Annotated in this window: 2 protein-coding genes; one reads left to right on the top strand and one right to left on the bottom strand. The window is 25.6% G+C overall.

Features of this window, described 5'->3' with window-relative positions:
* On the top strand, window positions 1-717 hold a 717-nt coding region (locus E6A48_RS10080; protein WP_219710079.1), incomplete at its 5' end, for a metal ABC transporter permease.
* Between the two features lie 81 nt (window positions 718-798).
* Here E6A48_RS10080 and E6A48_RS10075 read toward each other — a convergent pair.
* Window positions 799-1,761 carry a helix-turn-helix transcriptional regulator gene (locus tag E6A48_RS10075; protein WP_219710078.1) on the bottom strand — a complete coding sequence of 321 codons (963 nt, stop codon included), beginning with the start codon at window positions 1,759-1,761 and terminating at the stop codon, window positions 799-801.
* Between the last annotated feature and the right edge of the window lie 83 nt (window positions 1,762-1,844).

Genomic DNA, 1,844 nt, shown 5'->3' with positions numbered 1-1,844 from the left:
GTTGTATTAAAAAGGCTTTCTATGATAGGAGATGCTATATCACACACTTCTCTTGCGGGAGTAACTTTTGGGCTTGTATTTAATATCAATCCAATACTTGCTTCTATGATATTTTGTGTTTTATCTGCTTTATCTATAGAGTTTATAAGAAAAAAAATTGCAAGATATGGAGAGATGTCTATAGCGATAATTATGTCTTTTGCTATTGGGCTTGCTGGGTTATTGTCTGGTTTTGTTTCTAACAATGCTAATTTTAATAGTTTTTTATTTGGAAGCATTGTAGCTATTAGTGATTTTGAATTAAAGTTGGTTGTAATTATAAGTATTATTTCTATGTTAATATTTATATTTTTATATAAAGAGATTTTTTATATAACATTCAATGAAAGGCTTGCAAAACTCTCTGGGGTGCCTGTAAACAGAATAAACTTTATTTTTACAATACTTACAGCAGTAGTTGTTTCTATATCTGCGAGGGCGGTTGGAGCTTTGATTGTTTCGTCTATGATGGTAGTTCCTGTTGCTTGTTCTATGCAGGCGGCTAATAGTTATAAAAAAACTATTATTTATGCTGTATTATTTAATTTAGCTTTTACTGTTTTAGGAATATTTATTTCATATTATGAAGGATTAAAACCGGGCTCTACTATAGTTTTAATAAGTGTGATAAGTTTTGTATTAATTGCGATAATAAAATTTTTCTTAAATAAAAAGTGAAAATTATTTGTATATGTTTTTAAATACTTAAACTAATGTATAATTTTTTATTATTCATAGAATTAGTTTTAAAAATATTTTTTATACTCTGCAAACTGGACATATATATTTAAAATATTCATTAGGATTATAATAAAAATACATTATTTTATTTGGAGAAGTATCTATAATATAATGTTCATCATTAAAATTTTTCATTGCTTCTTCAATTTTTTTCTCTACAGTATTATTTTCTTGAGCATAATTAAAAGCACCATGTTCAAAGACCACATAATCAGATTCATATACATCAAGCAGATACATATTTTTAGGCACATCTTCACAATAATTAAAAGGAAGCCTTACTCCCCAACATTCAACTCTTTTTATTCCCCAATCACAAAGCCTTCCTTTTTCATCATTAATATAAGCCATAATTTGTCCGCTTGAGCAATTAATTTCACTTCCTCCGTTATCATCTAATTTACCATTAATACTATCAAGTATCCCGCATATTGTTTTATAATCCTGACCTTTTATAAGGTTTTGTTTTTGCCAAAAATCCCAATAACCGTTGCTTTCATAATTTTTAATATAAAGAAACTTATGTGATGGAATTTTTATAAAATATACTTTTACTTCTTCATTAGATTTACACATTCCTATTTCACCTAATCCGAATAAGTATCTGTCAAATGCTGTTATTTTTGTACGAAGCATTAAAGGTTTAGGATTCTTTCTATATTCTATTGGAGTAATATTATATAATTCTTTAAAAGACCTTGTAAATGACTCATGTGAAGAAAATCCATAATCAAATGCAATATCTAAGAGTTTTCTTTTAGTATCTCTTACATCTTTTAAAGCAAAAGATAATTTTCTTAGTCTTGTATATTCTTTAAATGTTATTCCAGATATCTTTTTAAACTTCTTTGTAATATAAAATTCTGAATATCCCAATCTATTAGAAATATTATTTAATGTTAATTCTTCATTTTTATGATTTTTAATGCATTCATCAATTTCATCTATAATTATTTGTATTAATTTATTCCATTCATACATTGTCTTATACCTCTTTATTTAATTATACAACAATTAAAGATTATATCTTGACATTACTTGTCTTTTTATAATAAATACAGTTT

This window comes from Brachyspira pilosicoli (assembly GCF_019402445.1).
GTDB lineage: Bacteria > Spirochaetota > Brachyspiria > Brachyspirales > Brachyspiraceae > Brachyspira > Brachyspira pilosicoli_B.
This window is presented reverse-complemented; position numbering and strand designations above follow the sequence as displayed.

Excerpts from the sequence above, each read along its gene's own strand:
- E6A48_RS10075 (WP_219710078.1), bottom strand. The coding sequence starts at position 1,761 with ATGTATGAATGGAATAAATTAATACAAATAATTATAGATGAAATTGAT.